A 25,649-nucleotide genomic window follows, 5' to 3' on the forward strand; every position below is an offset into this window, starting at 1 on the left:
AATTTCTGCATGGAAATTTTCGCCTTGCGCGATAGGGAAGACAAGAAAGCATTTCAATGAACATTGCCATCCTGGAAGACGATCCGCTGGGAGCCGAACTGGTACGCACGACGCTGACGCAGGCCGGCCACGACTGCCAGCATTTTTCCACCGGCACGGCCTTGCTGGCGGCCTTGCAGCGCACTTCCTTCGACCTGCTGGTGCTGGACTGGATGTTGCCCGACATGACCGGCCATCAGGTGCTGGACTGGGTGCGTGCGCACCTGGGGCGGCGCATGCTGGTGCTGATCCTCTCCAGCCGCTCGCTGGAAGAACATGTGGTGCTGGGTCTCATGGCCGGTGGTGACGACTACATGATCAAGCCGGCGCGTCGCGCCGAACTGCTGGCGCGCGTGCATGTGCTGTCGCGTCGCCTGCCCTCGCAGGAGATCGTGCTGCCGCCACCGTCCGAAGTCATCGAGGTCGGTCCCTATCGCCTGCACAAGATCAAGCGGGTCGCGCATCTGGCGGGCGTGCCGGTGGAATTGCGGCCCAAGGAATTCGACATTGCCTGCCTGCTGTTTTCACAGCCGGGTGCGGTGGTATCACGCGAGGCGCTGGTGGAGCAGGTCTGGGGTCGCGACCTGGTGGCCTCGCGCACGCTCGATACCCACATGTCGCTGGTGCGCAGCAAGCTGGCGCTGCGTCCCGAAAATGGCGTCAAGCTCATCACCATCTACACGCTCGGCTATCGCCTCGATCTGGTCGATCCGGAAGACGATTTCTGAGTCAGCTCGCCGTCATGGCATCTCATCGAGGGCCGGCAGTCGCAGCGTGAAGCGGGCGCCGCCGCCGTCGCGGTTGTGCGCGCTGACCTGGCCACCGTGCAATTGCGTCACCGTCTGCACGAAGCTCAGGCCCAAGCCGATGCCCGGCTGGGCGTCCTGGCCGGCGCGGTAGAAGGGCTCGAACAACTGCGCGCCATCGGCCGGCAGGCCGGCACCCTTGTCGTCGATATGGCAGGCCAGCCAGGGCGCGAGCGCCTGGCTTTCGTGTTGCACCGTGCACAGGATGCGTCCGCCCGGCGGGCCGAACTTGATGGCATTGCTCAACAGGTTGGCCAGCGCCCGTACCAGCATCTGGCGTTCGCCCGCCACCCAGTGCGGCAAGCCATCACCATCGATATCGATACGCACGTTGCGTTCGCGCGCCAGTGGCCACAGGCTGTCGGCGGCATCGGCCAGCAGCGCGTCCAGGTTGAGCTCCTCGCGCAGGGGCTTGCCTGCCTTGGCGCGCGCCAGCAGCACGAAGTCATCGGCGAGCGAGAGTGTGCTGCGCACCGATTTTTCGATGCGCGCAAACATGGCCTCCTGCTCCAGCACCAGCTGGCCCTGGCGATGCAGCGCCAGCATGGCGAGGATGGACGACTGCGGTGCACGCATGTCATGCGAAATGAAGTTCAGGCTGAGATCGCGCTGGCGCTCGGCGTTGCGCAGCGCCGTGATGTCGGCCAGCGAGACGATCGCGCCGATGGTCTGTCCGCGTGCATTGCGCGCGGGCGTGCTGCGCAGCGCGAAGATGCGATCGCGGCTGTCGCTCACTTCCTGGCGCGCGTAGCCATCCTCGCCGGCCACGTGCAAGCCGCGCCAGTCGTGGCTGGCGTTGAGGCTGCGCAACAGGACGTCGATGGCAAGTCCCGGTACGGGCGGGCTGCCCAGGTCTGCGAAGAGTTCCTGGGCCTTGCGGTTGAAGAGCACCAGGCGGCCTTCGCCGTTGATCACCAGCTCGGCGTCGGGCAGGCTCTCCATGGTGTCGTTGACGAACTGGTGCAGGTCGAGCAGGCGCAGGGTGGCGGTGCGGGCGGCTTCGATGCGACGCTCCAGGAAATCCCAGCGGCGCGAGACCGCACGCGCCTGTACCTCGAACGGCGCGCTGGCGGCCAGGCGGGTGGTTTCCTGGTCCAGGTAGCGCAGCGCCGATTGCAGACGCAACCAGCTCCAGACCGGATAGACCAGCCACAACAGCAACAGCGCCGCCGCCGGTGGCAACCAGAGGTCGTGGCCGAACAGCAGGATGCTGGTGGCGGCGATGGCCAGGGTGAGGGCGCCGGTGAGCAGCAGCGCCGCGCGCGGTGCCAGGAGGGTGAAGGCCAGCAGCACCAGCAATGCCGGCAGCGCATTGAAGGCGATGGCCATGGCCGCGCTGGCGTTGTCGATGGCACGCCCTTCGCGCAAGGCGCCGATCATGTTGGCGTGGATTTCCACCCCCGCCATCAGGCTGCCGCCGACACCGGCGGGGACCGGATAGAGGTCACCCAGGCCGGCGGCGGTCACGCCGACCAGCACGGTCTTGTCGTGGAACAGGGACGCCGGCGTCGCGCCATGCAGCACGTCCACATAGGACACCTGGGTGAAATGCCCCGCCGGTCCGAAGAAGGGCAGTTGCAGGGGTGTGGCTGCCGGCTGGGGCAGGGCGGTCGGCGCGGCCAGCTCCTGCAGGGCCAGGCCGAAGGCCTTCCAGCGGTAACGTCCGATTTGCAGGAAGGGCTCGATCGCGCGTACCCGGCCATCTTCGTCCAGCCTGACCTGGATATGGGCCAGACCGGCAGCGGCCGAGGCCAGTGCCGGCAGCGGCAGGCGCGGAGCGATACCGCTATCGCCCTGCATGCTGAGGATGGGCAGGATGGTGTTGCGGTTACGGTTCATCGCGGCAGCCAGGGCGCGGTCGGCCGTGGCGCTGGCGGGATCGGTCTCGGTCAGGATCAGGTCCAGGCCGATGGCGCGCGGGTTGGCGTTGTCGAGCAGGTTGATCAGTTGCGCGTGCAGGCCGCGTTTCCATGGCCAGCGCCCCAGTTCGGCGATGCTCTTGTCATCGATGGCGATGATGACGATATCGCTGGGCGCCGGTCTTGCCAGCAGGCCGATGAGGCGGTCGTAGACGATACGGTCCACAGGGGCCAGCACGCCATCGTGCAGGACCACGGCCAGGGTCAGCGTGGCCGCGACCAGCAGCAGCCATTCCAGGCGCAGCCACAGGCGCCGCACCGCCGGCCGCGCGCGGGTATCGGACCTAGTCGGCACGCACCGGTCCCTGGCTGGAATTCAGGCTGCCACCGGAGCCGGTCCCCCAGCGGCGTTCGACCACGTATTTCTGTGGCGTCGAGAAGGCGCCGCGATAGCCGTCGGCCTCGATGGTCTGCACCCGCGCAAAGTAAGTGCCGGGCGCCGGCGTGGCGAAGGAGACGTGGGCCTGGTCGGTTTCGATATGTTGTTGCGGCCGGGCGAAGCCGGGGTCATTGGCATTGCTGCTTTCGAAGACATAGTGCTGGCCCGCCTCGCCCCGCCAGGCGAAGCGCATGCCCTGTTCATCCTGGCTGGCCGATGGGCCTTGCTGTGGCGCCAGGATCTCCAGCGCCGTGGCATCGCTCCATGGCCCCTGGTCGGGCTGGCCGTTGTGCTCGGTGATGCTGGCCACGCGCCAGTAGTAATGGCCGTCGGCCAGGCCGGGATGCTGGTAGCGATGGGTGCGCAGGGCCGGCTGCTCATCGACCAGCTGGGTGAAGGCAGCATCGCGGGCAAGCTGCAGATGATAGGACGCCACCTGTGCAACCTCGGCCCATTCGAAGCCCACCGGCGTGCTCTGGTCGGTGCCGCGCACCTTGGGCCCCGGTCCCAGCAGCAGGGGCGCGAAGGGCCTTGCCTTGAGATGCAGGGGCAGCACGCTTTCTCGTCCTTCCAGACCGAGCGCATCGATGGCCGAGGCACGAATGAGGTAGTCGCCATCCTCCAGATCGGGCAGGCGTGCCAACGCCTGGCCATCGACGGCTGCTACGGTCAGTTCGGCCACGCGTCGCATGCCGCTGGCATCGGTGGCCAGCGTGACGCGGAAGGCCCGGGCGGCCGGCAGCGCCAGCTGCACGCGCAAGGGCAGGCGCTCCTGCGTGGTGGCGGTGCCGGTCAGCGAAGGCGGGGCCAGCAGGGCCAGCGGCACCGATTGCCGGTGGTCGGCACCGGTCACGCTGCCATAGTCGGCCGGCAGGCGCTGCTCGCGTCGTTCGGCCTGGACCGCCACCACGCCCTTCAATACTTCGCTGTAGGACGCACCGTCGTCGAAGCGCACCCGGAAACGCGTACCGCGCACCCCGGCAATGGCCAGCGGCGTCTGCACCTGGTATTGGCTGCGCGGCACCGTGAAGGGCGTGACTTCGGAGGTGATGCGACCTTGCCGCAGCGTCAGTTCGGTGCGCGGACGGTGGGTGAAGTCCTGCACTTTCAGAAGGGTCAGCTGCAGGTTGCTGGCCGGTGGCAGCGCAAAGCTGGTGCCATCCTTGAGCTGGAAGGTGACAAAGCCATCGGTACCGGTCACCACCACGGCCCCCTCGCCAGCCTGTGCGCCGATGCGGCTGTCGATCACCTCGCCGGCCTTGTCCACGATATTGACTGCGCCACGCAGGGCCACCACGGTGGCGAAGGCATTCTGGTCCGGCAGCAGGCGCGCCGGGATGACGATGGCATTGCCCACCGGGATGGTACGGTCGTTGGCGATGCCATTGGCCTTGGCCAGCGCGCGCCAGTTGCTGGCCGCGCCGGTGAAGCGGCGCGCGATGGAGGACAGGGTTTCTTCCTGGGCGATGCCGTAGACGATGTCGCTGTTCTTGCGGGTGAGCTCGCCAGGCGCTGGCAGATTGCCGGCCTGGAGCTGGCTGGCGGCCAGCAGCAAGACGCCGGCCGCGCCGATGTCGACGAAACGATGGAACTGCATAAGAATGGATCCCCCAAAAGGCGCCATGGGCTCATGAAGAGCGGGCTACCCGTCGTTGATGTACTTGCCGCGGTATGTGTCGCGTCGCGGCGGGCGCATTCGGGTTGCACCGGCGCGCCGACCGCGATATTACACTGCTGGATATTGTCTGGCTGACATCTTCTGACTGAATGTTCACAAAATGTCATTTCGGGGCAACATCCCGCGCGGCAGGGCTGTTACATGTTGTTTCCAACTTTGTGCTTGGCAACACTTGTGCAGGAGGATTCGCGCGCATACTTCACTGCAAGGCGGCCCGATGTTGGCTGCAGTGATCAGATCATCGTAGTGTCATTACCAGGCAGGGAGCCACGGCATCATGAGTCCTCAAGAATCGCAAGCCCTTCAAGATTTTCTCAACCAATTGGTGCAGGTACGCGGCATCGCCAAGGATGCGCAGGCCGACGCGCTCATCGCCGCGGCGGTGGCCCGCCAGCCCGACGCGGCCTATCTGCTGGTACAGCGTGCGTTGCTGATGGAGCAGGCCCTCAATGCCTCCAAGGCCCAGGTGGCCTCGTTGCAGGCGCAGGTGCAATCCTTGCAGGCGGGGGGCGGCAGCAGCCCCGGCTTCCTCGATGGCAATGCCTGGGGCAATGCGCCCAGCGCCAGTGCACGTCCTGGCCCGGCGCCAGCGCCGGCTTACATGCCGGGCTATGCTGCAGCCCCCGCACCGCTGCAGACACCGCAGCCTTACCAGCCGGCCCCGGCGCCGGCAGCGTCTTCCGGTTTCTTCGGAGGCGGCATGGGTAGCATGCTGGGGACGGTGGCGGCTACTGCCGCTGGCGTGGCCGGTGGCGCCTTCCTGTTCCAGGGGATCGAACACATGATGAACGGCAATGGCGGCTCGGGCTTCCTGCATCAGAATGCCATGAGTGCGCCGGTCGAAAACATCGAGAACACCACCGTCAACAACTACTACGGCAGCGATGAGCGCAATGGTGACCGTGGCAGTGAGCGCAACAGCGACCAGGCCAGCGACAGCAGTGTTGGTTCCAGCAATGACCTGGCCGATCTGGGCAACATCGACTTCGATGACAGCGCCGGTTACGACGACTCGGTCGTCTGATCCCTGAGCTCAGCCGCGCAGCTACGACGGCCGCATCAGCGGTCGCACCAGACGGCCAGTTCATAGCCGTCCGGATCGATGAAGTGGAAGCGCTTCCCGCCCGGGAAGGAAAAGGTGGCGCGGCTGATCGTCGCGCCCGCCTGCAACAGCTTGCGCTGGGTTTCGTCGAGGTCCTCCGAGTAGAGGATCACCAGCGGGCCGCCGGGTCTGACCGGCTCCCCGGTGGTGAAGCCGCCCGCCAGGCGGCCATCCTGGAACTCGGTATAGCCGGGTCCGTAGTCCACGAAGCGCCAACCGAACACCTCCCCATAGAAGGCCTTGCTGCGTGCGATGTCGGCGACGTTGAATTCGATGTTGTCGATGCGGTGGTGACGTTGCTGCTGGTCCATGTGTCTGTCTTCCCGAGTGGTCATAGTTTTGTCCATGCTAGCGCAAATGGACATCGTTCAGACTGCCTTCTTTTTATCCCCTTTCACGTCAGTTCCGGGCAGCGCCATGCCGCACGGAGATGCGATGTTGCCTCCCTGCAATCGCGCGTTTGCCACGCCGGTCATGTCGTTACAAGTTGGTGGTTGACCTTGGTATATTCACGCACTACACTTGAAATACAATTTGTAGACAATAAAAATGAGCAGGAGAAGACATGGCTGAATTGCCAGATACCGATCCCCTACCATCGGGGGACAAGAAGGCCTTGCTGCTGGAAACGCTGCAGCGACGCATCGTCTCGATGGAACTTGCCCCCGGCGCTTCGCTGGACGAAGTCGCCCTGAGCGAAGAGTTTGGGCTGTCACGTCCACCGGTGCGCGAGCTGATGCGCCAGATGGCGGCGGAAGGCTACCTGGAACTGGAGCCCAATCGGCCGGCGCGCGTTGCCCCGATGAGCTACGACTCCCTGAGAAGCTTCTTCCTGGCTGCGCCACTGGTGTACGTGGCCACGACCCAATTGGCGGCCCATCATGGCAGCGCCGAGGAGGTCGAGCGGCTCAAGCAGATCCAGACCCGTTTTCGTATCGCCATCGAAGAAGGCGACCTGCAAGGACGCATCGTGCACAACGAACGCTTCCATTACGAGATCGGGCGTATGGCGCGCAATTCCTACCTGATGCCCAGCCTGCGTCGCGTGCTGATCGACCACGCTCGCCTGGGCAAGGTGTTCTATCGCAACCCAAGTACGCCGGACATGGAAAAGGACCTCCTGACGGCGGTGAACCAGCATGACCAGATCATCAGTGCCATCGAGAAGCGGGATGCCAATGCGGCAGGCGAACTGGTGCGCGCGCATATGGAGTTGTCGCGCCGCCGCCTGTCCGAATACGTCGTGCCGGAGGGCTTGAACATCCCCCTGCAATTCTGACGATCCGCTAGACCAAAGCTGAAACATCCACTGTACGAAGACGCCCTGCTGGCGTCTTCGCGGGGGAGCTCACGCCTGAAGTTCGTAGGCTGCCGGATCATCCGGGCAGTTGCAGCAACGCAGAGTAGAAATGTAAGGACGGAGACGCCACCAGCGTCGCCGCGGGCGAACTCACGCCTGCAAACCGGCGAGGGATGACAGGCCCACGCCAGCATCGACACAGCGAGTGATAGATAACCCAGGACGGCAGCGCCCCGCAGCGCTGCCGAGGGCGGACTCACGCCTAAAAAACGTAAAGCAAAGGCAGGAAACAGCGATGCAACAGATTACCTCTCTCCCGGCCGACGACGCGCAATGCGGCTGGTATCACCTCAGCCCGAAGCGCCAGCCCAGGCAGGCGCCAGTGGGCGACATCAGTGCGCCCTGGGTCATCATCGGCGCCGGTTATACCGGTCTGGCAGCAGCGCGCCAGCTGGCGCTGAATTTCCCTGATCAGGAAATCGTGCTGGTCGATGCCCAGGAGGTCGGCTTCGGCACGGCCGGTCGCAACGCCGGCTTCGCCATCGACTTGCCGCATGACATCGGCGCGGATGACTATATCGGCGACCTCGATACCGCCAACACCAATCTGAAGCTGAACCTGATGGGCCAGAATGTCCTGCGCCGCATCGTCGAAGAGCAGCAGATCGAATGCCAGCTGCGCGCCTGCGGGAAATACCAGGCCGCCGTCGAAGACAAGGGAGTGGCCGTACTGGATGCCTATCGCCGTGGCCTCGACAAGCTGGGCCAGCCCTACGAGGTGATCGAGGCACAGGACTTGCCCGCGCACATCGGTACTTCGTTCTATCGCAAGGCGCTCTTCACGCCGGGCACCATCCTGGTCCAGCCGTCGGCGCTGGTGAAGGGGTTGGCGGATACGCTGCCAGCCAACGTCACCCTGTACGAGAACACGGCGATCACCGAAGTCGACTACGGCAGCAAGGTGACCCTGACGCACCGCTACGGGCAGATCATCGCCAACAAGCTGATCCTGGCCAACAACGCCTTTGGTATGCGGTTCGGCTTCCTTGAACGCACCATGCTGCCGATCTTCCTCTATGCCAGCCTGTCGCGCCAACTGACCGAGGAAGAACAGGAACGCCTGGGCGGCAAGCCCTTCTGGGGCGTGATCCCCGCTGACCCCTATGGCAGCACCGTGCGGCGCACGGTCGACAACCGCATCCTCATGCGTAACAGCTTCAGCTTCAATCCCGACGGCCGCCCCAAGTCGGAATGCATCCCGACCGCGAAGAAGCGCCATCGCGAATCCTTCGACCGTCGTTTCCCGATGCTGCCCGACGTCGGATTCGAATATACCTGGAGCGGTTCGCTGGCCATCTCGAAGAACCATGAAGGCTTCTTCGGCCAGCTCGGTCCCAACGTCTACGGCGCATTGTGCTGCAACGGCCTGGGTATCACGCGCGGCACCGTCACCGGCACGCTGCTGGCCGACTGGGTCGCCGGCAAGTCGGGCGAGCTGACCGAGCACCTGCTGGCCTCGCCCGGACCGAACAAGCTGCCACCCCAACCCTTCCTCTCGATGGGGGTGAACGCCACCCTCTGGTGGGGACAACGCTGTGCCGGCATGGAGAGCTGAGGCCATCGGGCCATCGCTCCTCCACGCCAGTCATGACGTCGCCGGGGCATCCACGGCATCACTGCCAGGGCGACGTCTTCCGATTCACCAAACCGATCCACACACCACCTTTATTTAGCAAGAAGACTTACATCCCAACAGGAGACAAGAAAATGAAAAGAGAAGTGCTGTCCGTTGAAGACGTACCCATCAATGGTTTCCATCAACTGCTGACGCTGCGTTCCGGCGGTGGCTGGGTGATGGATGGTTATGTACTGAGCATCATCGGCGTGGCCCTGGTGCATTTTTCGGCTGCCCTGCAGTTGAGCAGTTTCTGGGAAGGACTGATTGCGGCTTCCGCGCTCATCGGCATCTTCTTCGGTGGCTTCGTCGGCGGCTGGATCACCGACCGTTTCGGCCGCCAGAAACCTTACTTCCTGGCACCCGCCATTTTCCTGGTGTGCTCGCTGGCGCAATACTGGAGCCAATCGGCCGAGGCATTGTTCTTCTTCCGCTTCCTGATCGGCATCGGCGTGGGTATCGAATACCCGGTGGCCGGTTCGCTGCTAGTTGAATTCCTGCCTTCGAAGAACCGTGGCCCGCGTCTGGCGGCGCTGACCATCCTGTGGTTCATCGGTGCTGCACTGGCCTATATCGTCGGCAACCTGATCATCAGCCAGGGCGGTCCCGATGCATGGCGTCTCGTGCTGGCCAGCCCTGCCGCCATCGGCCTGTTCCTCATCATCGTTCGCCTGGGGACGCCGGAGTCGCCGCGCTGGCTGATCAGCAAGGGGCGTCTGAATGAGGCGGACGCCATCATCAAGAAGGTCTACGGCCAGGGCTTCTCCCTGCAGAACCTGCCCGAAGGCGAGAAGGAACATGACGTGTCCCTGGGCAGCCTGTTGAAATCGGGCTACGGCACGCGCCTGTTCTTCGTCTCGGTGTTCTGGAGCTGCGCAGTGATTCCGCTGTTCGCGGTCTACTCGTTCGCCCCCAAGGTCTTGCAGGCGCTGCATCTGACCGGCGAATGGGAGGCCTACGGCTCGGTGGCCATCACCCTGCTGTTCGTGGTCGGCTGCGTGATTGCCACCCGCCTGATCAACGTCATCGGCCGTCGTCCCACGGTGATCCATAGCTTCCTGTGGTCGGGCCTGGCGCTGCTGGCGCTGGGCTACATGTCGGACGGCAGCGAGATGGCGGTGCTGGCTCTCTTCGGCGCCTACGCCGTCTTCATCGGCGGGGCCCAGGTGCTGCAACTGGTCTATCCCAACGAGCTGTTCCCCACCGAAGTGCGTTCCTACGCAGTCGGCATGAGTGCCTCGTTCTCGCGCGTCGGCGCGGCCGCCGGCACCTGGCTGGTCCCGATGTGCCTCAATGCCTACGGCATCGGCAACACCATGTATGCCGCGGCGGCGGTATCGGCTGTCGGTCTGCTGGTATCCATCGCACTGGCACCGGAAACGCGCGCCATGAGCCTGCAGGAAGCTGCATCCCTGAAGCGCTGATCGCGATCGGCGTCCGGGTCGTCCGGGCGCCGACGCGGCCGGCGCCCCACCCACTGTACTGTTTGGAGAAACAACATGAAATTCGAAGGCATCTACACCCCGGCGATCACCCCGCTGGATAGCCAGGGCCAGATCGACAAGACTGCCTATGCCGAGGTGCTGGAGCACCTGGTCGCGGCCAAGGTGCATGGCATCATCGTCGGCGGTTCGACCGGTGAATACTATGCCCACAGCGAGCAGGAACGCCTGGACCTGGCGGCCTATGCCAAGCAGGTGCTGGGCAATCGCGTGCCATTGATCGTCAGCACCGGCGCCATCCGCACCGAGGACGCGGTGGTCTATGCCAAGCATGCCAAGGAAATCAAGGCCGATGCGCTGCTGGTGACCTCGCCGCCGTACGCCGTGCCGACCGAGGAAGAGAACGCCATCCATGCGCTGACCGTCGACCGCGCCGCCGGCCTGCCGATCATGCTGTACAACTACCCGGGCCGCGCCAGCGTGACCATGTCGCGTACCTTCTTCAGCACGGTCACCGCGCAGTCGAAGAACTTCGTCGCCATCAAGGAAAGCACTGGCTCCACCGGTCAGCTGCACATGCTGGCACGCGAGTTTCCGCAGATCTCGCTGTCCTGCGGCTGGGATGACCAGGCGCTGGAATTCTTCGCCTGGGGCGCGCCGAGCTGGGTGTGCGCGGGTTCCAACTTCCTGCCGGCCGAACACATCGCACTCTATGAAGCCTGCGTGCTGGAGAAGAACTTCGACAAGGGTCGCAAGATCATGTCGGCGATGATGCCGCTGATGGACTTCCTGGAAGAATCCGGCAAGTTCGTGCAATCGATCAAGTACGGTTGCGAGCTGGTCGGTCTGAAGCACGGCAAGGTACGCGCGCCGCTGCAGTGGCTGTCGGAACAACGGCAACAACAGTTCAAGGTGATCTATACCGCATTGAAGGCCGAAGTGGCGGGCGTCGTGGCGGGGAAGGCGTAATGGCTGCACTGCTCTCTGCTGCCGAGTATGCCGACCTGGCCGGCAAGCTCGTCTATCGCACGCAGGCGTTCATCGATGGTGCGTTTCGTCCATCGGTCTCGGGGGCCAGTTTCAAGACCACCAATCCGGCCACCGGCGAACTGCTGGCGGAGATTTCCGCCTGCGACAGCCGCGACGTGGACATCGCCGTGGCCAAAGCCAATGCCGCGTTCAACGATGGCCGCTGGTGGAAGCTCGCACCGGCCGAGCGCAAGGCCACGCTGTTGCGCTTTGCCGACCTGCTCGACGCCAACGCCCATGAGCTGGCCGTGCTGGAAAGCCTGGACAGTGGCAAGCCGATCCGCGAATGCCAATTGGTCGATGTGCCCGAAACCATCAATACCATCCGCTGGCATGCCGAGCTGATCGACAAGATCTACGACCACACCGCACCGGTCGCCCAGTCCGCGCTGGCGTTGGTGGTACGTGAGCCTATCGGTGTGGTCGGCCTGGTGCTGCCGTGGAATTTCCCGCTGCTGATGCTGGCGTGGAAGATCGGCCCGTCGCTGGCGGCCGGTTGCTCCATCGTCGTCAAGCCGGCTGCGGAGACCACCTTGTTCGCCTTGCGTGTAGCCGAACTGGCCTTTGAAGCCGGCGTACCTGCCGGGGTGTTCAACATCGTGCCGGGGGGCGGCAAGGAAGTAGGGGAGCCGCTGGGTCGCCACAACGACGTGGCCATGGTCAGCTTCACGGGCTCCACCGCCACCGGCCGCCGCTTCCTGCACTACGCGGCCGAATCCAACCTGAAACGCATCGTGCTCGAATGCGGCGGCAAGAACCCGGCCGTGGTGATGGACGACATCGAGGACATCGATGCCGTCGCCCAACACCTGGTCAACGGCGCGTTCTGGAACATGGGTGAGAACTGCTCGGCGACATCGCGCCTGATCGTGCAAGCCGGCATCAAGGAGCGGTTGCTGGAGCGCGTTGCCCACTTTGCCCAGGAATGGAAGGTCGGCAATCCGCTGGATCCGCAATTCCGCCTGGGTAGTCTGGTGAGCAAGGCGCACTTCGATAAAGTCAGTTCTTATCTCCATCAGGCCGAGGCCGAGAAACTGACCGTGCGTATCGGAGGCCACACCAACAGCGATGGCCTGTTCATGGAGCCGACCGTGCTGGATGGCGTGAGCACTGACAGCCGCCTGTTCCAGGAAGAGGTTTTCGGTCCGCTGCTGACGGTGACCACCTTCACCACCGCCGATGAAGCCGTCGGCCTGGCCAACGACACCGTCTATGGCCTGGCTGCATCGGTCTATACCGGCAAGCTGAACACGGCCATCCGCCTGGCGCGGCAGATACGTGCCGGCATTGTCACCGTCAACTGCTTTGGGGAGGGTGACATCAGCGTGCCTTTCGGCGGTTACAAGCAGTCGGGCTTCGGCGGGCGTGACAAGTCCGTGTGGGCACATGACCAGTACACCGAGATCAAGACCATCTGGATCGACGTACCCGAGGCCGGCTGACGGCGTCAATGGCCTGCCTGTCGGAAGCAGTCGGCGGGCCGCTGTGGCGGTCCGTCGCTGCGTCTCCAGGCGCTACCCTGGTGCGGTCTTGGTCGCATCGCAACCTGTCTTGAATTGATAAAGCAATGAATAGCAAAAAGGCGACGCTCATCGGACTGGCCGCCGTGGTCCTCTGGAGTTCCATCGTCGGTCTCATCCGTGGTGTGAGCGAAAACCTGGGCGCCACCGGTGGTGCCGCCGCCATTTATACCGTGGCATCGGTGTTCCTGTTGTTATCCGTGGGGATGCCCAGGCTGGGCAGCTTCCCGCGCAAATACCTGTTCTGGGGTAGCGTGCTGTTCGTGGCCTATGAACTGTGCCTGTCCTTGTCCATCGGCTACGCCAGCAGCGGCCGTCAGGCCATCGAGGTCGGCATGGTCAACTACCTATGGCCGACCTTTACGCTGGTGTCGGCGATCCTGTTCAGCCGGCAGCGGGCCAACCTCCTGGTGGTGCCGGGGTTTGTCCTGTCCATGCTGGGCATCTGCTGGGTGCTGGGCGGGGATCAGGGGTTGGACCTGGCCGGCATGCTGGCCAATGTGCGGGACAATCCGCTGAGCTACGGCCTGGCATTTGCCGGCGCCATCATCTGGGCTGCCTATTGCACGGTGACCACCAACATGGCCCGTGGCAAGAACGGCGTCACTGCATTTTTCATGATGGTGTCGGCGACCCTGTGGCTGAAGTTCTTCCTTGGCGGGCATGCCGATGAACTGAGCTTCAGCGTCCCGGCGCTGGTCTACCTGCTGCTGGCCGCCGCCGCCATGGGTTTTGGCTATGCCGCCTGGAACGTGGGCATCCTGCACGGCAATGTCACCGTGCTCGCGGGCGCCTCGTATTTCATCCCTGTGTTTTCCTCTGCACTGTCGGCCACACTGCTGCATGCGCCGCTGTCCAGGTCTTTCTGGGTCGGTTCCTGCATGGTCTGCGCCGGCTCCATCCTGTGCTGGCTGGCAACCCGCGCCAGGAAGACCGCGCCATCCGAGGCGGCGGCCGTGACCGAGCGCTGAGCCGGCATCCCGCGTTCAACCCGACGGGCGTGACCAGAGCGGCAAGCGGGACCGCACCTGCGCGCGTGTCAATAACAACATCACATCGGAGACAAGCATGACCTATCACCATCGCCGCCCGGCGAAGAATTCCTTACGCCTGTACGTCCTGGCCGCACTGGGTGTGCCACTGGCGCTTCCGGCCGCAGCCCAGTCCGATGTCACGCTTTATGGCTACATTGACGTGGCCATGAACAAGGAGAGCGGAGCGGCGCTCAAGATGGACCGCGGGCTCAACAACTGGCTGGGCGTCAAAGGACGCGAAGACCTGGGCGGCGGCATGGCGGCCGTGTTCAACCTGCAGACCCGCTTCAAGATCGACACCGGCGCGCTGGAACGCGACCAGACCTTCTTCCAGGGCGAGAGCACGGTGGGCCTGTCCGATGCCACGCTGGGTACGGTGAACGTGGGACGCAAGCTCTCGCCGCTGTGGGCCACCATCTGGCCATACGAACCCTGGTTCAACAGCGGCTTCAATGCCTCGCTGGCGTCCTACCAGGCGGGCAAGTACAGCACCGACGGTGTCACCGATGCGGCAATCGGCTATGCAGACTATTCGCGCATCAGCAATGGCCTCTACTATGATTCACCGGTCATGCGTGGCTGGCAGGTATCGGTCGCCGGGCAGGTTGAACGCAACCCCGATCCGGGCACGCGGGCGCGCACCGCTGGTACGTCGGTGACCTATGCAACGGCACCATTGCGGGCCACCTTGTCCTATGAGCACAACATGCGCAACGAGGCCATCTGGTTCCTGGGCGGTGCCTATGACCTGGGCGCCATCAAGCTCATGGGATCCTATGCGCGCACCAGCCTGGTGGACTACGGTGTGGAGCGGATGAGCGTCGTCGCGGCGACCTATGACATCGGCGCCAATACCTGGAAGGCCGGCTATGGCCGCAATGTCACGACAGGCGCGCACAAGCTCAGTATGGGAGTGAGCCACGCCCTGTCCAAGCGAACCAATGTCTATGCCGATCTCTACAGGGAACATGTCAACACTGTCCTGACAGGCTACGCGATCGGCATGAACCACGCCTTCTAGGTGCAGGGATGCCACCTGGCGGCGGTGGTCTCACCCCCGCCCGGCGGGCGTCCGGTTGAAGAAGATATACCCCGCGATCCCCAGCATGGCGACCCCGAGGATGCTGTCCTGCAGCCGCAGGAACCAGGGATTGCGGCCTAGCCAGTGTCGGATGCGCGAGGCGCCGTAGGCGAAGCAGGTGCCATTGAGCAGTCCCAGTACCTTGGAGCTGACCGCCAGCACCAGCATCTGCTGCCAGACCGGTCCCACTGCCGGATCGGCAAACTGCGGCAGGAAGGCCACCAGGAACAGGAATACCTTGGGATTGAGCAGGTTGGTGAACAGGCCTTGCCAGAACACGCCCTGTTCGCCGCGGGTGGCGACGGTGGCGATACTTTCCTTGCCCTGCAGGGAGCGCCGCAAGGCACGCACGCCCAGGTAGACCAGGTAGAGCGCGCCGGCGATCTTGACGGACTCGAACAGCATCGGCGACTCGCGGAACACACCGGCCAGGCCGAACACCACCAGCGGTATCTGCACGGCACCGGCGGCGAAGGTCCCCAGCACACTCAGCCAGGCCACCTTGAAGCCCTGCGTCATGCCGCGCGTGAGCGTGAGGGCCATGTCGGGACCGGGTGTGAGGTTCAGCGCCAGGCTGGCGGTCAGGAACAGCAGGAACAGGTGCAGGGAAGGCATGGTGGCGGGCTCTGGAGACGATCTGGGGATTATAGGCAATCGTGCCTGCCGCCGCTCGCGGAGGGTGCGCCAAACCAGCGCAATGCCGCCGCCTCCAGGGCAGGCATGTCCATGTTGCCCTTGGCGACCCAGGCCACCACGCCGTCAGGTCGCAGCAGCAGGGCGGTCAATCCCAGGGGATCGCCTGCGCTTATCGCCAGATAGTCGATGCATCCACGCCATCCCTCGATGAGGACAGGCAGTCTGGCATCGCCACTGAAGTCCAGCAGCAAGCCACGGCCCGAATACAGGTGTTCGCCCAATCGTATGCCATCGTCGAGCGCGAAGTCGGGTGCGCTGCAGCCGACCAGCGGATGGGTGTCACCCAGTTCGTAGCGCAGCGTCTTGCCCCAGAGGCGACCCGCCAGATAGGTTGCGCCATCGGTGGTGCCGATCAGGTCACGGAGGATGCCGGCCAATGCCCGCGAACCGGGACCGGGACGCATCAGCGCCACTTGCGCTCGCGACCACTCCAGCAGTTGCGCACCGACCGGACGGCGCTCAAGGTCATAGCTGTCGAGCAGCCCGGGCGGCGCATCGCCGCGGATGGTGGCGGCCAGTTTCCAGCCCAGGTTCATGGCATCGCCCAGGCCCAGATTGAGTCCCTGTCCGCCCAGCGGCGAATGCACATGGGCCGCATCACCGGCCAGTAGCACGCGCCCGCGCCGATAACGATCGGCCTGGAAGGCGCGGTCGGTCCAGGTGCTGGCCAGTTCGACCTCGTTCACCCTGACGTCCACGCCCGACACGCGTCGCAGGACCTCTTCCAGGTGCTGCGCCGTGATCACTTCGCGGCGATGGCAGGCACCACCGTCGAAGTCCGCCATGGCGAGGATGCCGGGGGCCTGGTAGGTGTACATGCCACCATCGGTGTAGTGCCGCCCCTCGGGCAGGCGGGTGGGCGCATCCAGCCGGACCAGCGCGGAGTAGCCGGTGAACTCGGGCTCGCTACCGTCAAAGCCGAAGCCGCTGGTCTTGCGCACCCGGCTGCGCCCACCGTCGCAGCCGACCAGCCAGCGCGCCCGCAAGGGGCCATCCGAGCTTTGCAGGCGGACCATCTCGTCGTCCTGCGTGACGGCTTGCACTTCCACGCCGCGCCGGATGCTCACACCCAGTGCCAGGGCACGGGTGGCAAGGACCGATTCCAGATGCGCCATCTCGCTGAGCAGGGTGGTCTCGCAGGGACCGTCGAGGTGATAGGGCCACTGGCGTGGATCGACCTGGTCGCGATAGAAGGGCAGACCGGCGAAATGACCGCCCGCTTGGCGCGGCTGGCGAGTCCAGTGGGCGGTGGCGGCGGCGGGATCCCTGGCGGTGTGCTGCGCGCGCACCGCATCGAGCAGTCCACGGCGATAGAGCGCCTCGATGGAGGGCGAGGACAGTCCGCGCATGCCGAAGGGCAGGCGCTTCAAGGGCGCATCGGGATGGCGGGCCTGTTCCAGTACCAGTACCGGCAAGCCGGCCAGGGCCAGTTCGCAGGCCAGCAGCAGACCTACCGGACCGGCGCCGGCAATGATGATGTCATGGGGAGAGGTGTCGTGCATGAAGACTCCGAGATCAGTGGTCGTTCGACCAGGACGGTTCGTTGTCTTGAGAACCGCACGGACGAACGGAGGGCGCCTGGAAGGGCGCGGCGTTCGTCGTGGGACTCATGCACGGGCAGGGCATGGACAGAGCTTCCGTTTGCGGAAGGACCTGGGCTGGACCACACCAGATCTGCCTTTTTCGACAGGGCGCACTATAGCGCGTCGCTCCGGTCGCGGCAAGCCGATGTGTCTGGCCGACCTCAGGGCTTGATCAGGCTTTTTTCAGGGCCGCGGCGGCCAGCTGCCACATCGTGCTGTCGCTGGTGGAGATGGCCAGCGCTCCATGGGCGATGGCGCTGCGGGCATCGGCCACGTCGCAGACGAAGCCCGAGGCGACGATGGGCGGCAGCAGCTGCCGGTCGCTCTCCTGTAGATGCGCGAGCATGGGCGCGGGCATCAACTGGACCAGGTTGGGGTCGCTCTGTTCCAATGCCTTGACGCTGCGGGGCCAGGTCGAGCGGTCGGTCACGAAGACCTTCTGCATGCTCACCATGCCAGCGCGATTGGCACGCTGGATGGTGGCCACGCGTGTGGAGACCAGGGCGGCCACCCCGATGTCGACCAGGTATTCCACGCCGCCCTTGTCCTGCGAGAGGCCTTCGCAACTGTCGATGTTGACGATGGCGTATTTGCCCGCCTTGGACAGGATCTCGATGACCGGTTGCAGCTTGCGCAGGTCGACGTTGGCCACGATCGTGACCTCCGCCGGGCTGGCGATGAAAGCCTGCAACTGGTCGGTGCCGTAGAGCGTGGCGATGACCGGATGGCGGGTAAGTCTGGCACCGAGGGACCTGTCCATGTCGCTTATTTCGTCTCGTGCGGGAGGACGTCGGTTAGGCCGAGTTTCCCTGGATTGAGGATGTTCTTGGGGTCGAGCGCCTGCTTCACCGTCACCAGCAGCGGGAAGGCCGAGGCCAGTGATGGTTCCATGTAAGGCGCGCGCAGCAGGCCGATGCCATGGTGGTGGCTCAGGGCGGCATTGTATCGGATCAGCACCGCGTTGGCGGCATCCCAGGCCTGGCGATACCAGCGCTGGCGGTCTTCCACTGCGACCTCGCCGCGCAGCGAGAAGTACAGGCAAGCCCCATCGACATAGGCGTGCGACTGGTGGGCCGAGCCGGCGAGGGTGCCGGGCACCGCGTTGATGGCCTTGACCACGTCGTCGTAGATGCCGGGCAGGTCACGCCAGGGGCCGGCCATCTCCAGCGTGTCGGCCACGAAGCCGGGGCTGCGCTTGAAGCCCTCGGCGCTCTTGCCGGTCAGGTAGCGGGTGTCCAGCCAGCGCTCGAAGATGGCATCGCCGTCGAGCTTGTCGCCCAGCGCGGCGCAGACGCGTTCGCTGATGGACATGACGGCATCGACCATCTCGCGCGGTCCTTCGTCGGCCACCAGCAGCACGTTGCGCTGGGGCAGGTTGAACTGCACGCCACTCTCCAGGGCATCATAGAGTCGCAGCGCGGCCGGATTGGCGCCGTTCTGCATGATCTGGCGGCAGGCTTCCAGGCCAATGGCGAAACTGTCGAAGCCATAGGCGATGGCGCGGCCATAGTCGGGCAGGCGGTGCAGCTTGAGACGGGCGCGCACGATCACGCCCAGCGTGCCTTCGGAGCCAATGAACAGCTGTTGCAGATCCGGCCCCAGCGCCGCGCGCGAATAGCCGCCCACGCTCACCAGGCTGCCATCGGCCAGCACCACATCTATGCCGAAGACCATGTCCTCGATCTTGCCGTAGCGGGTCGAGAGCTGGCCGGCACCGCGACAGGCGATCCAGCCGCCCACCGTGCTGATGGCATAGGACGATGGCCAGTGGCCCATGGTCATGCCGTACTCCTTCTGGATGGTTTCCTCGAAGATGTCGCCGAACATGCCGGCCTCCACTTCCACGATCTGGCTGTCGCGGTCGAAACCAAGCAGGCGGTTCAGGCCGCAGACATCGAGCACGATGCCGCCGCGTACCGGCAGTGCCGCGCCGGTGACGTTGCTGCGTCCGGCCGATACCGTCAGCGCGATCGCATGCCGGTGCGCAATGCGCATGACCGCCTGCACCTGCTCCACGGTGGAGACGCACACGATCACCGCGCGCGGCGTGGCGGGTTTGCCGGCGGTCTCGCTCATCATCGAGCCGGCCCACCAGTCGCGTGTCCAGGCCACCACGTCGGCGGTGGCGGTCATGACCTGGTCGGCGGCGGCACGCAGTTCATCGATCACGGTGGCGGACGGCAGCCGGGCATCGCGCTGCAGGCCGGGGACGTCGGGGCTATCCTGGATGGCGCTGGCGTAAGCCGGCGGGGTATGGGCGCCGACGATGTAGTTGCCGCGGTTGTAGCCGCGTTTGATGGCTTCCTTGCTGATCATGCTGAGTCTCCCATGAGAACGGATTTTTCAAGAGCGATCGCGCGCCGGTAGGCGTCGACCTGGACGGTGGTGTCTTGTTGCGACAGGCCCAGTTCGGCCTGCAGTATCTGCGCCACGCGCGCGGCGGCCACGCCCGAGGCGTCGCGCGCCATCAGGCGTATGCGGGTGCGGCGCGAGAGCAGGTCGTCGACGGTGCAAGCCAGTTCATGGCGCACCGCGTAGACCATCTCGGCCTCGGTGTAGGGCAGGCCCTCCACCAGCGGACGCGCCAGTGCCGGGTCGGCCTGCATGATGTCGCTGACGAAGCGGGCTTCGGTGCCATAGCGTTCGCCGAGATGGGCCGACATGCCGCCGGAGGCGACGATGGCTTCCGGGTCGTAGCCGGCAGCGCCGAGCAGGTAGGCGCTGCGGGTCTGGCAGCGCGCCTTGCGGCCCAGCACTTTCTGTACCGCATCCACGGTCTGTTCGGCCATGTGGCGCGAGGTGGTGAGCTTGCCGCCGACAACGGTCACCAGGCCATCGGGGGCGACATGGATCTCGTGGTTGCGCCGGATCTCCAGCGTCTTGCCGCCGGGGGGCGCCACCAGCGGACGACAGCCTGCGATGCTGCCGACCACGTCGTGCGGCTGCAGGTCGGTTCTGAGCGCCGAGCGTGCGCCTTCGAGCAGGAAGTCGAGCTCCTGCCGGGTACACATGACGTTGTCGAGATCGCCCTCGTAGTCTTCGTCGGTGGTGCCCAGGTAGGAGACATTGCCCCAGCGCGTGATGGTGGCGCGCCGGCTGCGACCGGGCACCGGGATGGTGATGGTGCAATCGTTGCGGATCTTCATCCACGGAATGGCCACGTGCACGCCCTTGGCCGGACGCACATGCAGGGTTTCGTGCTCGCCCTTGCGGCGTCCGGTCCAGTCGCGCAGCCAGACGCCGGTGGCCATCACGACCGCACGGGCGCGCAGGCGGATCTCGCGACCATCGGCGTGGACGATGGCGCCGTCGACCTTGCCATGGGCGTCGCGGGTGAGATCCTGCACGCGTGCATGGTTGGTCACGGCGGCACCGTGGAAGGCCGCCGTGCGTGCCACCGACAGGGTCAGGCGGGCATCATCGACACGGGCGTCGAAGTACATGAAGCCCCCCTTGAGGTACTGGTCGTTGAAGGTCGGGCAGTGCGACAGCACCTCGGCCTTGGTGAGCTTCTGGTGCAGGATGCCCTCGCGCCATCCGCCGGCCAGGTCGTAGGTCCAGAGCAGACTGTTGAAGGCCTTGGCCAATCGCTGGTCGAACACGCCATCGCGCTCCAGCACCGGAAACAGGAACGGCAGGCGCTGCACCAGGTGGCGCGCATTGCGGCGCAGGCGCTGCCGCTCCAGCAGGGAATGGCGCACCAGTGCGAGGTTGCCCTGCTCGATGTAGCGCAGCCCGCCGTGGACCATCTTGGAGGATTTGGAGGAGGTGCCGGAGGCGAAATCGTCCTTCTCCACCAGTGCCACGCGATAGCCGCGCAGGCTGGCATCGAGGGCCGTGTAGGCACCGGTGATGCCGCCGCCCACGATGAGGAGGTCGAAGTGCTCTGTCGCCAGGCGATCCAGTTGTTCCTTGCGCGACAGTCGCAGAGGGTCGGTGCCGGTCATGGCGGCACGCTGGCGACTGGCGCTTCGGAAGGGTAAGGCAATCATCTCTCGTCTTGCTCCTGTTCAGTGCGTTGCAAATTGCTGGACATGCCGCAGCTCGGCCTCGATGCGCGCATGCCACTGCTGGCGGCGCTGCAGCCGTTCGTCGCTGCCGATGCGGGGTTCAAAGACGGCTTCTACCGTGGTGGTGGCGCGCGCCTGTTCCATGCTGTCCCACAGCAGGCCGGAGGCGCCGGCCAGGTAGGCGACGCCGCGCAGGCTGGCGCGATCGGTCTCGTGCATGCGCTGGATGGGAATGCCGGTGAGGTCGGCCTGCATCTGCAGCAGCACGTCGCTGCCGGAGAGGCCGCCGCCGACGGTCAGGGTGGTGACCGGTATGCCGGCGATGTCGCTGTTGGCGTCCACGCATGCGCTCACCGAATGGGCGATGCCTTCCAGGATGGCGTGGGCGATCTCGGCCTGGGTGGTCGACATCGATACCCCGCTGAGCGAGGCGCGCGCATCCGGTTGCATCTGCGGCACCCGCAGACCGGTCAGCGCGGGAATGAAGCTCACGCCCCGCGAGGATGGCACGCTGGCGGCCAGCGCACTGATCTGGCGGGCGTCGTCGAACCAGTGCAGCTTGTCGCAGACCCAGTTCAGCAGCGAGCCGGTGGTGGCCACGAAGGTCTCCACCGAGAAGTGCGAGACCCCGGCGTGGCGCCGTGCCGTCATCGTCAGGGTGCTGTCGGACTGACCGCTGCGCGCGGGCAGGGAAGACCCCACCAGCAGGTCGACGAAGCTGCCGGTGCCATGCAGGCACATGGCCTGGCCGGCATCCAGGCAGCCCAGTCCGATGGCGCCGGCCAGCTGGTCGCCAGCGCAGGCCAGGATGGGAACGTCGATGCCCAGCTGCGCCATGCGGGTACGGCCGAAGTCGTCGGCGTCCTGGCGCAGGCCGGGCAGCAGTGTGCGTGGGAAGTCCAGCGCATCGATCCAGTCAAGTGCGTAGCGATGCTCGGCCAGCACGTAGGCATTGCAGGAGGTGGCGATGGTGGGCGTGGTCATCGCCTCGCGACGATCCGACAGGTGCCAGAGCAGCCAGGTGTCGATGGTGCCGAAGAGCAGCCGTCCGCGCTCCCAGGCCTGGGCAACGGCGGGGGTCTCGCGCAGGTGGTGTGCGGCCCAGAGATAGGGCGAGCGCACGCCGCAGGGGCGTCCCACGCTGGCACGCAGGTGGGGATTCCATTGTGCGCAGAGCTGCTCCAGTTCGGCGGCGTAGCGATTGTCCTGCCAGACCATCGCCGGCGCCAGTGCACGGCCGGTGACGCTATCCCAGAGCACGGCGGTGGCGCGCTGGGTCGCGACGGCCAGCGCCGCCACCCGCAGTCCGGCCTGGGCGGCCTCCTGCAAGGTGGCGCGGCAGACGACGAGGGTCTTCTCCAGCAGGAGGTCGGCGTCCTGCTCCACTACGCCGGGACGCGGTGAGTCCGTCTGCAGGGCCAGGTAGTGCTGGCAGCTGACATGGCCGTCGGCCGATACCACGGCCGCGCGCGTGCCGGAGGTGCCTTCGTCGATGGCGAGGATGACGTCCTGTCTTTTCATGGATGGCTCTTGTCGATGGCGGGCGTCATGTAGCTGCCCTGGCCGGCGCGCTCGTCCTTGAACTGGGGCGCGTCGCTTTCATTGTCGGGATTGATGTGGGTGCGGGTCGGGTCCCAGCGGATGGAGAAGCAGATGATGCTGGCCACGCAAGGCACCACCGAGAGGATCAGGAAGGTGGTCTCCAGGCCATAGCGGGCGCGGAACAGCGGGAACACCAGGAGCCCCAGCGCGGCACCGACCGAGCCCAGCGCACCGATGATGCCATTGGCACCGGCGCGCAGTTCGCTGCGGAACGACAGCGAGGACAGGCTCTTGCCATTGGCACCCGGGCCACCCGAATGGAACAGGATGAACAGGGAGGGCAGGATCACGGCAAGCCACAGCGGCATCTTGCCGTTGAACAGGCCCAGTACCAGCAGCATGAGGAACACGGCCGCGAAGCCGAAGGCGGAGGCGCGGCGCAGGCCCAGCCGGCGACCGATCACCGGCGAGAGGAAGCCACCGACGATGCCGAAGACATTGAACACCAGCGCGCCGATGGTGGAGTAGATGAAGTCGCGGCCAAAGAGCGCCGCGCTGATCAGCGGCAGGTACCAGCCGATGGCGAAATACTGGATGGACTGGCCGATCTGCACGGTGGCGGCGAGGATGGTGCGCGGCAGGTAGACGCCACGGAAGATCAGCAACACATTGGCCAGGCCACGGCGTGCCATGTTGGTCACGGGGATGCGCTCGGACGCAGGAGCGGCGGCGAAGGCGCGGCCATAGATGCGGCTCATGGCCGCCGCCGCATCTTCCAGTCTTTCCTTGCGCGCCAGCCAGGTGGGGCTCTCCACCAGGAACATCATCTGCAGCACCAGGATGGCGAGACCGAAGACGGCGATGGCACCCACCGAATAGCGCCAGATGGTGTCGCCCACGCCCCAGGAGTAGAACAGCATCGCCAGCAGCAGGTTGGTGCACACGGCGGTGTACCACATGCCTTGCCAGGTGTTGAGACGGCTCTTGAGGCGGGCCGGCGTGAACTAGGCCAGCACCGCCATGGCAATGGCGAAGTCGATGCCATAGGCGGCGCCTGCAAAGAAGCGGCCGGCCAGGATGACCTGGAAGTCGGGAGCGAACACCACCAGCAGCGCGCCGGCCACCGCCAGCACCTTGGCGATGATGAGCGGACGCACCCGGCCCCAGCGGTCGGCCATCCAGCCGCCGATGGGATTGAAGGCGATCGCCACCCACGAGGCGAAGGACGTCAGCAGTGCGACCTCGGCCGGCGTCAGCTGCAGGTTGCGGGTCATCGGCGCCAGGCCTGCGCTCAGTGCCGAATTGGAAAATGCGTCGAGGAACAGGCCGCCCAGGGCGAGCCACCAGATGAGGCCGGCGCGGCCGGCAATACCGGGACAGGAATCGATGAAGGCGATGACATCGTCGATGCCACGAAGCCTGATGGCAGCAGTTTGCACAGCGGTCTCCTTGTGTTGTTCTGCAAGAGGCCGCAGCAAGCTGCACGCGTGAAGAGACCATCTTGCAGATGGTCTCTTATCTGAATCTGCCCGGCGATTCTAGGAGGGGGCCAAGTCGACTGTCAACATTTAACGATGTTGCGCTGCACTCCGAATGGCGCCGTCGATCAGCACACTGGCAGCCGCCATCCATGCCTGTCCGCGGCACGACCGAACTGGATATCGGTCAGTGCCTGCCGGAGTGCCAGCGTGACCGGACCGGGCTTGCCATCCCCGATGGTGAAGTCGTGACGCTGGCCCTTGACGCGACCGACCGGCGTGATGACGGCAGCGGTACCGCAGGCAAAGGCTTCCCGCAGCCGTCCGCTGCGCGCGTCGTCCTGCCACTGGTCGATGCTGTAGGGCATCTCGTGGACCGTGTAACCCAGTTCGCGGGCCAGCGTGATCAGGGAGTCGCGCGTGATGCCGGGCAGGATCGTGCCTGACAGCGGTGGCGTGACCAGTGTGTTGTGGTCCAGGACGAAGAAGGCATTCATGGCGCCGAATTCCTCGATCCACTTGCGCTCGATGGCATCCAGGAACACCACCTGCTCGCAACCCTGTTCACGTGCCTGCGCCTGTGCTATCAGTCCGCTGGCATAGTTGCCGCCACACTTGACGGCACCCGTACCACCGGGGGCGGCGCGGATGTAATCCTCCGACACCCACACCGTGACGGCCGCCGTTGTCGCGCTTGCGGCGAAGTAGCCGCTTACCGGCGAGGCCAGCACGACATACTGGAAATGCCGTGACGGCCGCACTCCCAGGGCGACTTCAGTGCTGATCATGAAGGGACGCAGATACAGCGACGCGCCCTCGGCACGCGGTATCCAGTCGCGCTCGTGGCGTACCAGGGTGCTGGTGGAAGCGACCAGCAATCCCTCCGGCAGGGACGGCATGCCCAGACGTTGTGCGGAGCGATCGAAGCGACGCGCATTGGCATCCGGACGAAACAGCGCGGCACCGCCATCGGGGAGACGATAGGCTTTCATGCCTTCGAAGATCTCCAGTCCGTAATGCAGCACCATGGCGGCCGGATGCATGGCCATGGGCTGGCAGGGCAGGATCTTGCCGTCGTGCCAGCCACGTTCGGTGGTGTACTGCATGCTGAACATGTGGTCGGTAAACACCTGGCCCCACGCAGGGTTGTCCAGCAGGCGTTCGCGTTGCGCGGGAGGGGTCGGGTCCTGGTGTGCCTGCAATGAAAACGCAGGACAGGCTTGGTCGAATGAAGACATGCTTGCTCCGGTTGAGCGTCAATGAACACGCCGTCACGACGGGTGGTCGTGCGGCCATGGATCGTCCCCGTGATCACAGGGACGTGTGCAAGGGCGCC

Annotated in this window: 19 protein-coding genes and 1 pseudogene; 9 read left to right on the forward strand and 11 right to left on the reverse strand. The window is 65.2% G+C overall.

Going from position 1 to position 25,649, the window contains the following annotated elements:
* The first annotated feature begins 56 nt into the window (after window positions 1-56).
* Window positions 57-767 (forward strand): response regulator transcription factor, encoded by a 711-nt coding sequence (locus ACIPHN_RS09700; protein WP_400435622.1) that lies wholly within the window; start codon window positions 57-59, stop codon window positions 765-767.
* A gap of 12 nt (window positions 768-779) precedes the next feature.
* Here ACIPHN_RS09700 and ACIPHN_RS09705 read toward each other — a convergent pair whose 3' ends face one another.
* Together ACIPHN_RS09705 and ACIPHN_RS09710 are read right to left on the reverse strand one after the other, a co-directional pair.
* Window positions 780-3,059, reverse strand: a complete 2,280-nt coding sequence (locus ACIPHN_RS09705; RefSeq protein ID WP_400435624.1) for a CHASE2 domain-containing protein — start codon at window positions 3,057-3,059, stop codon at window positions 780-782.
* Complete coding sequence (locus tag ACIPHN_RS09710) at window positions 3,049-4,740, reverse strand: FecR domain-containing protein (RefSeq protein WP_400435626.1); 1,692 nt, start codon at window positions 4,738-4,740, stop codon at window positions 3,049-3,051. The genes ACIPHN_RS09705 and ACIPHN_RS09710 overlap by 11 nt, the downstream gene beginning before the upstream one ends.
* A 358-nt stretch (window positions 4,741-5,098) precedes the next feature.
* Between ACIPHN_RS09710 and ACIPHN_RS09715 the strand changes: the two genes are divergently transcribed.
* On the forward strand, window positions 5,099-5,845 hold the full coding sequence (locus tag ACIPHN_RS09715; protein WP_400435627.1) for a DUF2076 domain-containing protein: 747 nt from the start codon (window positions 5,099-5,101) through the stop codon (window positions 5,843-5,845).
* Between the two features lie 35 nt (window positions 5,846-5,880).
* Here the strand turns inward: ACIPHN_RS09715 and ACIPHN_RS09720 are convergent, their stop codons facing one another.
* Complete coding sequence (locus ACIPHN_RS09720; RefSeq protein WP_400435629.1) at window positions 5,881-6,234, reverse strand: VOC family protein; 354 nt, start codon at window positions 6,232-6,234, stop codon at window positions 5,881-5,883.
* Window positions 6,235-6,488: 254 nt separating this feature from the next.
* Between ACIPHN_RS09720 and ACIPHN_RS09725 the strand changes: the two genes are divergently transcribed.
* From ACIPHN_RS09725 to ACIPHN_RS09755, 7 genes are all read left to right on the forward strand, one after another.
* The gene (locus tag ACIPHN_RS09725) at window positions 6,489-7,202 is read left to right on the forward strand and encodes a GntR family transcriptional regulator (RefSeq protein ID WP_400435631.1); all 714 of its coding nucleotides are present in this window, start codon (window positions 6,489-6,491) and stop codon (window positions 7,200-7,202) included.
* 316 nt (window positions 7,203-7,518) lie between these two features.
* On the forward strand, window positions 7,519-8,838 hold the full coding sequence (locus tag ACIPHN_RS09730; RefSeq protein WP_400435633.1) for an NAD(P)/FAD-dependent oxidoreductase: 1,320 nt from the start codon (window positions 7,519-7,521) through the stop codon (window positions 8,836-8,838).
* A 152-nt stretch (window positions 8,839-8,990) separates the two neighbouring features.
* Window positions 8,991-10,322 (forward strand): MFS transporter, encoded by a 1,332-nt coding sequence (locus ACIPHN_RS09735; RefSeq protein WP_400435635.1) that lies wholly within the window; start codon window positions 8,991-8,993, stop codon window positions 10,320-10,322.
* 75 nt (window positions 10,323-10,397) lie between these two features.
* Window positions 10,398-11,309 carry a dihydrodipicolinate synthase family protein gene (locus tag ACIPHN_RS09740; RefSeq protein WP_400435637.1) on the forward strand — a complete coding sequence of 304 codons (912 nt, stop codon included), beginning with the start codon at window positions 10,398-10,400 and terminating at the stop codon, window positions 11,307-11,309.
* Window positions 11,309-12,811 (forward strand): aldehyde dehydrogenase, encoded by a 1,503-nt coding sequence (locus ACIPHN_RS09745; protein ID WP_400435638.1) that lies wholly within the window; start codon window positions 11,309-11,311, stop codon window positions 12,809-12,811. Before ACIPHN_RS09740 ends, ACIPHN_RS09745 begins: the two co-directional genes overlap by 1 nt.
* Window positions 12,812-12,936: 125 nt before the next feature.
* Window positions 12,937-13,860 (forward strand): aromatic amino acid DMT transporter YddG, encoded by a 924-nt coding sequence (yddG, locus tag ACIPHN_RS09750; protein ID WP_400435640.1) that lies wholly within the window; start codon window positions 12,937-12,939, stop codon window positions 13,858-13,860.
* A 97-nt stretch (window positions 13,861-13,957) separates the two neighbouring features.
* Window positions 13,958-14,944, forward strand: coding sequence for a porin (locus tag ACIPHN_RS09755; protein ID WP_400435641.1), 987 nt, complete (start codon window positions 13,958-13,960; stop codon window positions 14,942-14,944).
* Between the two features lie 30 nt (window positions 14,945-14,974).
* Here ACIPHN_RS09755 and ACIPHN_RS09760 read toward each other — a convergent pair whose 3' ends face one another.
* From ACIPHN_RS09760 to ACIPHN_RS09795, 8 genes and pseudogenes are all read right to left on the reverse strand, one after another.
* Entirely contained in the window at window positions 14,975-15,619 is a 645-nt protein-coding gene (locus ACIPHN_RS09760; RefSeq protein WP_400435643.1) for a LysE family translocator, read from the reverse strand.
* Window positions 15,620-15,648: 29 nt separating this feature from the next.
* On the reverse strand, window positions 15,649-17,202 hold the full coding sequence (locus tag ACIPHN_RS09765) for an FAD-dependent monooxygenase (RefSeq protein WP_400435644.1): 1,554 nt from the start codon (window positions 17,200-17,202) through the stop codon (window positions 15,649-15,651).
* Between the two features lie 253 nt (window positions 17,203-17,455).
* The gene (locus ACIPHN_RS09770; protein WP_400435646.1) at window positions 17,456-18,043 is read right to left on the reverse strand and encodes a glycerol-3-phosphate responsive antiterminator; all 588 of its coding nucleotides are present in this window, start codon (window positions 18,041-18,043) and stop codon (window positions 17,456-17,458) included.
* Between the two features lie 5 nt (window positions 18,044-18,048).
* Complete coding sequence (locus ACIPHN_RS09775; protein WP_400435647.1) at window positions 18,049-19,599, reverse strand: FAD-binding oxidoreductase; 1,551 nt, start codon at window positions 19,597-19,599, stop codon at window positions 18,049-18,051.
* A complete protein-coding gene (locus ACIPHN_RS09780; protein ID WP_400435648.1) occupies window positions 19,596-21,275 on the reverse strand; it encodes an FAD-dependent oxidoreductase in 1,680 nt (559 codons plus the stop codon). Before ACIPHN_RS09780 ends, ACIPHN_RS09775 begins: the two co-directional genes overlap by 4 nt.
* A gap of 18 nt (window positions 21,276-21,293) precedes the next feature.
* Entirely contained in the window at window positions 21,294-22,814 is a 1,521-nt protein-coding gene (locus ACIPHN_RS09785; protein ID WP_400435650.1) for an FGGY family carbohydrate kinase, read from the reverse strand.
* Window positions 22,811-24,274, reverse strand: a pseudogene (locus ACIPHN_RS09790) (nitrate/nitrite transporter). The gene ACIPHN_RS09785 and the pseudogene ACIPHN_RS09790 overlap by 4 nt, the downstream one beginning before the upstream one ends.
* Before the next feature lie 167 nt (window positions 24,275-24,441).
* Complete coding sequence (locus tag ACIPHN_RS09795; RefSeq protein ID WP_400435652.1) at window positions 24,442-25,551, reverse strand: branched-chain amino acid aminotransferase; 1,110 nt, start codon at window positions 25,549-25,551, stop codon at window positions 24,442-24,444.
* Window positions 25,552-25,649 lie beyond the last annotated feature (98 nt).

The organism is Herbaspirillum sp. NPDC087042 (assembly GCF_044745245.1).
Taxonomy (GTDB): Bacteria; Pseudomonadota; Gammaproteobacteria; order Burkholderiales; family Burkholderiaceae_D; genus Herbaspirillum.